Genomic DNA, 5,940 nt, shown 5'->3' with positions numbered 1-5,940 from the left:
GGTTCAAAACCTGTGTTATAGTCACGCCTTCGCTTGCTGCTTCTGCCTAGTTTGGTGGTTGCGCTGGCAGGGGTTGAAGAAAAAGTTGTTTGACTGCTTCAGAACTTCTGCTAGAATGCGAGGTTTCCTTCAAGGCTCATCCTCTGGATGGTCTGAATGCAAAAATTTCAAACTTTTTTGAGTTGAGATTTTTTGTGTTATAATGGAGGGCTTCGCTGGTTGCGAAGGGTCTTCGAAGCGAGATTTCAAAAAATTCAAATTTTTCTTGAATGCTTGAAATTTTGTGTTATAGTAGAGGGCTTCGCTGATTGCGAAACGATGCAAATCCAGATCGCTGGATGAGCAAAGAAGGTTCATTAAAAACATACAGCCGATAAGCGTGGGCGTTTGGAAATAGAGGCTGCTGCAAAAGCTTTGCGCAAGCAAAGCGTGGCAGAGATGCCAAGCGCTCACAGCACAGAATCGAAGTGTGTAGGCTTTTTATAGGCTTACAGGAGAACTTCAATTCCGCTTAAGTGAGTGAGTTGATAGAGATCGAACTAAAGAGTTTGATCCTGGCTCAGATTGAACGCTGGCGGCATGCTTTACACATGCAAGTCGAACGGTAACATGGGTGCTTGCACCTGATGACGAGTGGCGAACGGGTGAGTAATACATCGGAACATGCCCAATTGTGGGGGATAGCTCGGCGAAAGCCGGATTAATACCGCATAAGATCTACGGATGAAAGCAGGGGACCTTCGGGCCTTGCGCGATTGGAGTGGCCGATGGCAGATTAGGTAGTTGGTGGGGTAAAGGCCTACCAAGCCTGCGATCTGTAGCTGGTCTGAGAGGACGACCAGCCACACTGGGACTGAGACACGGCCCAGACTCCTACGGGAGGCAGCAGTGGGGAATTTTGGACAATGGGCGCAAGCCTGATCCAGCAATGCCGCGTGCAGGACGAAGGCCTTCGGGTTGTAAACTGCTTTTGTGCAGAACGAAAAATCTCTGGTTAATACCTGGGGATCATGACGGTACTGCAAGAATAAGCACCGGCTAACTACGTGCCAGCAGCCGCGGTAATACGTAGGGTGCGAGCGTTAATCGGAATTACTGGGCGTAAAGCGTGCGCAGGCGGCGATGCAAGACCGATGTGAAATCCCCGGGCTCAACCTGGGAACTGCATTAGTGACTGCATTGCTGGAGTGCGGCAGAGGGGGATGGAATTCCGCGTGTAGCAGTGAAATGCGTAGATATGCGGAGGAACACCGATGGCGAAGGCAATCCCCTGGGCCTGCACTGACGCTCATGCACGAAAGCGTGGGGAGCAAACAGGATTAGATACCCTGGTAGTCCACGCCCTAAACGATGTCAACTGGTTGTTGGGGATTCATTTCTTCAGTAACGAAGCTAACGCGTGAAGTTGACCGCCTGGGGAGTACGGTCGCAAGACTAAAACTCAAAGGAATTGACGGGGACCCGCACAAGCGGTGGATGATGTGGTTTAATTCGATGCAACGCGAAAAACCTTACCCACCTTTGACATGTACGGAACTTGCCAGAGATGGCTTGGTGCTCGAAAGAGAGCCGTAACACAGGTGCTGCATGGCTGTCGTCAGCTCGTGTCGTGAGATGTTGGGTTAAGTCCCGCAACGAGCGCAACCCTTGTCATTAGTTGCCATCATTTAGTTGGGCACTCTAATGAGACTGCCGGTGATAAACCGGAGGAAGGTGGGGATGACGTCAAGTCCTCATGGCCCTTATAGGTGGGGCTACACACGTCATACAATGGCCGGTACAAAGGGCAGCCAACCCGCGAGGGGGAGCCAATCCCATAAAGCCGGTCGTAGTCCGGATCGCAGTCTGCAACTCGACTGCGTGAAGTCGGAATCGCTAGTAATCGTGGATCAGCATGTCACGGTGAATACGTTCCCGGGTCTTGTACACACCGCCCGTCACACCATGGGAGCGGGTTCTGCCAGAAGTAGGTAGCTTAACCGTAAGGAGGGCGCTTACCACGGCAGGGCTCGTGACTGGGGTGAAGTCGTAACAAGGTAGCCGTACCGGAAGGTGCGGCTGGATCACCTCCTTTCTGGAAAAAGCAGTTTCTGCCAAGCGTCCACACTTATCGGTTGTTGGAATGGAAATCGGATATCGAAAAGGTATTCGATGATGGGTCTGTAGCTCAGCTGGTTAGAGCACCGTCTTGATAAGGCGGGGGTCGTTGGTTCGAGCCCAACTAGACCCACCAAAATCCTATCGAAAGATGGGGTGGATGAAATCCAATGGATTGAATCTATTGGGGGATTAGCTCAGCTGGGAGAGCACCTGCTTTGCAAGCAGGGGGTCGTCGGTTCGATCCCGTCATCCTCCACCAAAACTTTATTTGAATCGATGTTTTTTGCATTGGATTTGTGATAAAGTGCGCGGTTTCGCTAAACACCAAAACGGCTTTGAGGGCCTTGGGTTCTGAAAGGCTTTTTTGTTGTTTGTCGATACAGATCGATGAATTGGCTGTTCTTTAAAAAATCATAGAGTCGAATCAGCGTTGCTGATGGAAAGCAGAGAAATCTGCATCGTGCCATCAGCAATGATTTTGATTGCGTCAACAACGAACATTCAAAGCAATTTGAATTGTTCAGTAATTGACGATTGTTCTCTGGATCATCTGGGTTCTCTGGGTGGTCCAACAAGACAAGCGTGAATTACGGCAAACGCGTAAGCAAGTTTGCTTGTTCTGTGACGAAGGTTTTTGCGAAAGCAGAAGTCAAAGTTATAGGGTCAAGTGAATAAGAGCATGTGGTGGATGCCTTGGCGATTACAGGCGATGAAAGACGTGATAGCCTGCGATAAGCTTCGGGGAGCTGGCAAATGAGCATTGATCCGAAGATTTCTGAATGGGGAAACCCACCCGTTAGGGTATCGTTGACTGAATTCATAGGTCAACGAGGCGAACCTGGAGAACTGAAACATCTAAGTACCCAGAGGAAAAGACATCAACCGAGATTCCGAAAGTAGTGGCGAGCGAAATCGGATCAGCCTTCTAGTGATAGCGCAGAAGACAACAGAACGGATTGGAAACTCCGGCCACAGTGGGTGATAGCCCCGTATGTGAAAATTCTGTGTGGTACTAGGCTAGAGACAAGTAGGGCGGGACACGTGAAATCCTGTCTGAATATGGGGGGACCATCCTCCAAGGCTAAATACTCGTAATCGACCGATAGTGAACCAGTACCGTGAGGGAAAGGCGAAAAGAACCCCGGGAGGGGAGTGAAATAGATCCTGAAACCGCATGCTTACAAAAAGTCGGAGCCCTTCGGGGTGACGGCGTACCTTTTGTATAATGGGTCAGCGACTTACATTCAGTGGCAAGGTTAACCGAATAGGGGAGCCGAAGAGAAATCGAGTCCGAATAGGGCGTCTAGTCGCTGGGTGTAGACCCGAAACCGAGTGATCTATCCATGGCCAGGTTGAAGGTGCCGTAACAGGTACTGGAGGACCGAACCGACTAATGTTGCAAAATTAGCGGATGAGCTGTGGATAGGGGTGAAAGGCTAAACAAACTCGGAAATAGCTGGTTCTCTCCGAAAACTATTTAGGTAGTGCCTCAAGTATTACCTGCGGGGGTAGAGCACTGTTTTGGCTAGGGGGTCATGGCGACTTACCAAACCAAGGCAAACTCCGAATACCGCAGAGTACAGCTTGGGAGACAGTGCACCGGGTGCTAACGTCCGGACACGAGAGGGAAACAACCCAGACCGCCAGCTAAGGTCCCTAAAATTGGCTAAGTGGGAAACGAGGTGGGAAGGCATAGACAGTCAGGATGTTGGCTTAGAAGCAGCCATCATTTAAAGAAAGCGTAATAGCTCACTGATCGAGTCGTCCTGCGCGGAAGATGTAACGGGGCTCAAGCCAGTTACCGAAGCTGCGGATGCACAGTTTACTGTGCGTGGTAGGAGAGCGTTCTGTAGGCCTGAGAAGGTGGCTTGTAAAGGCTGCTGGAGGTATCAGAAGTGCGAATGCTGACATGAGTAGCGTTAAAGGGGGTGAAAAGCCTCCTCGCCGTAAGCGCAAGGTTTCCTACGCAACGTTCATCGGCGTAGGGTGAGTCGGCCCCTAAGGCGAGGCAGAGATGCGTAGCTGATGGGAAGCAGGTTAATATTCCTGCACCGACCTATAGTGCGATGTGGGGACGAATCTTAATAGGTGATCCAACTGTTGGAATAGTTGGTTTAGGCAGAAGTAGGCGTGTGTTAGGCAAATCCGGCACACATATACCGAGGCTGTCGATCGAGTGAGCTTGCTCACGAAGTCACTGAACGGGGTTCCAGGAAAAGCCACTAAGCTTCAGCTATAGGCGACCGTACCGCAAACCGACACTGGTGCGCGAGATGAGTATTCTAAGGCGCTTGAGAGAACTCTGGAGAAGGAACTCGGCAAATTGACACCGTAACTTCGGGAGAAGGTGTGCCCTATTAGTGTGATGAGAACATCTGAGCATGAATGGGTTGCAAAAAATAGGTGGCTGCGACTGTTTATTAAAAACACAGCACTCTGCAAACACGAAAGTGGACGTATAGGGTGTGACGCCTGCCCGGTGCTGGAAGATTAAATGATGGGGTGCAAGCTCTTGATTGAAGTCCCAGTAAACGGCGGCCGTAACTATAACGGTCCTAAGGTAGCGAAATTCCTTGTCGGGTAAGTTCCGACCTGCACGAATGGCGTAACGATGGCCACACTGTCTCCTCCAGAGACTCAGCGAAGTTGAAATGTTTGTGATGATGCAATCTCCCCGCGGAAAGACGGAAAGACCCCATGAACCTTTACTGTAGCTTTGTATGGGACTTTGAACAGATCTGTGTAGGATAGGTGGGAGGCTTTGAAGTGAGGATGCTAGTTCTCATGGAGCCGTCCTTGAAATACCACCCTGGTGTGTTTGAGGTTCTAACCTGCGCCCTTGAATCAGGGCGGGGGACAGTGCATGGTAGGCAGTTTGACTGGGGCGGTCTCCTCCCAAAGCGTAACGGAGGAGTTCGAAGGTACGCTAGGTACGGTCGGACATCGTGCTAATAGTGCATAGGCATAAGCGTGCTTGACTGTGAGACTGACAAGTCGAACAGGTAGGAAACTAGGACTAAGTGATCCGGTGGTTCTGTATGGAAGGGCCATCGCTCAACGGATAAAAGGTACTCTGGGGATAACAGGCTGATACCGCCCAAGAGTTCATATCGACGGCGGTGTTTGGCACCTCGATGTCGGCTCATCTCATCCTGGGGCTGAAGTCGGTCCCAAGGGTATGGCTGTTCGCCATTTAAAGAGGTACGTGAGCTGGGTTTAAAACGTCGTGAGACAGTTTGGTCCCTATCTTCCGTGGGCGCTGCAGATTTGAGGGAACCTGCTCCTAGTACGAGAGGACCGGAGTGGACACACCTCTGGTGTACCGGTTGTCACGCCAGTGGCATCGCCGGGTAGCTAAGTGTGGACGAGATAACCGCTGAAAGCATCTAAGCGGGAAACTCATCCCAAGATGAGATCTGCCGGGGCCTTGAGCCCCCTAAAGGGTCGTTGAAGACCACGACGTTGATAGGCTGGGTGTGCAAGTGCAGCAATGCATTGAGCTAACCAGTACTAATTGCCCGTGAGGCTTGACCCTATAACTTTGACAAATCGATCCCACAACGATCGACAAAGCACAGCAGCAAACCGCTGATGCGTAGCCAACGCAATCAAAATACCATGATTCGACTCTATGTTTCGTGTCGTTGAGCACAGCTCAGCAACACCACCAGTTATGCCTGATGACAATAGCAGTCTGGAACCACTCCTTCCCATCCCGAACAGGACAGTGAAACGGACCAGCGCCAATGATAGTGCGGATTCCCGTGTGAAAGTAGGTCATCGTCAGGCTCTTATCCCCAAAACCCCCCTCTTCCAAATTCGGAAGTGGGGGGTTTGTTT

1 protein-coding gene, 2 tRNA genes and 3 rRNA genes are annotated in these 5,940 nt (G+C 50.8%); 5 read left to right on the top strand and 1 reads right to left on the bottom strand.

Going from position 1 to position 5,940, the window contains the following annotated elements:
* Window positions 1-129 precede the first annotated feature (129 nt).
* Window positions 130-453, bottom strand: coding sequence for a hypothetical protein (locus CK625_RS13800; RefSeq protein WP_143326301.1), 324 nt, complete (start codon window positions 451-453; stop codon window positions 130-132).
* 83 nt (window positions 454-536) lie between these two features.
* Between CK625_RS13800 and CK625_RS13425 the strand changes: the two genes are divergently transcribed.
* From CK625_RS13425 to rrf, 5 genes are all read left to right on the top strand, one after another.
* Window positions 537-2,074 (top strand): 16S ribosomal RNA (locus tag CK625_RS13425).
* 82 nt (window positions 2,075-2,156) lie between these two features.
* Window positions 2,157-2,233, top strand: a tRNA-Ile gene (locus CK625_RS13420).
* A gap of 50 nt (window positions 2,234-2,283) precedes the next feature.
* Window positions 2,284-2,359 (top strand) — tRNA-Ala (locus tag CK625_RS13415).
* Window positions 2,360-2,761: 402 nt separating this feature from the next.
* Window positions 2,762-5,635: ribosomal RNA gene (locus tag CK625_RS13410) — 23S ribosomal RNA — on the top strand.
* A gap of 141 nt (window positions 5,636-5,776) precedes the next feature.
* Window positions 5,777-5,889: ribosomal RNA gene (rrf, locus tag CK625_RS13405) — 5S ribosomal RNA — on the top strand.
* The 16S, 23S and 5S rRNA genes sit together here with 2 tRNA genes alongside, the layout of an rRNA operon.
* Window positions 5,890-5,940: the final 51 nt, after the last annotated feature.

Source organism: Vandammella animalimorsus (assembly GCF_002285265.1).
Taxonomy (GTDB): Bacteria; Pseudomonadota; Gammaproteobacteria; order Burkholderiales; family Burkholderiaceae_C; genus Lampropedia.
This window is presented reverse-complemented; position numbering and strand designations above follow the sequence as displayed.